A 487-nucleotide genomic window follows, 5' to 3' on the forward strand; every position below is an offset into this window, starting at 1 on the left:
TTTCCTGTAAATTGAACGGAAAAGGAATAGTAGAAAGAGGGGAGCTGCTCAAGCCATATAAAAGCAAGCTGGGAATAATTTCAGATATTGATGATACTTTTCTTATTTCACATACCCACAACTTCTTCAAAAAACTTTATGTCATCCTTACCAAAAATATTGACAATCGCGAAGTCTTTGATGATGTAGTACCCCATTACCAGGCTCTAAGCAGAGCAGGCCAGGAGGAAGGGCAGTTCAATTCCTTCTTCTATGTTTCCAGTAGTGAATGGAATCTCTATGAGTTCATTTTACAATTTGCCCGTAAGCACGAGCTGCCAAAAGCAATTATAAAATTAAAGGATATTAAGACCGGGCTGGGAGATTTTCTCTTTACCGGGAGGGGAGGCCATGATCATAAGTTCATTAAGATCAAGGATATTATTTCTTTTTATCCGCAATTAAAGTATGTTCTTATGGGTGATGATTCACAGCACGACCCTTATTT

At 38.2% G+C, this 487-nt stretch carries 1 protein-coding gene; it reads left to right on the plus strand.

The features are described from left to right. Window positions 1-487 (plus strand): phosphatase domain-containing protein (locus HC176_RS16255; RefSeq protein ID WP_167920047.1); only part of this gene is annotated, 487 nt, incomplete at both ends.

Source organism: Tamlana crocina (assembly GCF_012037625.1).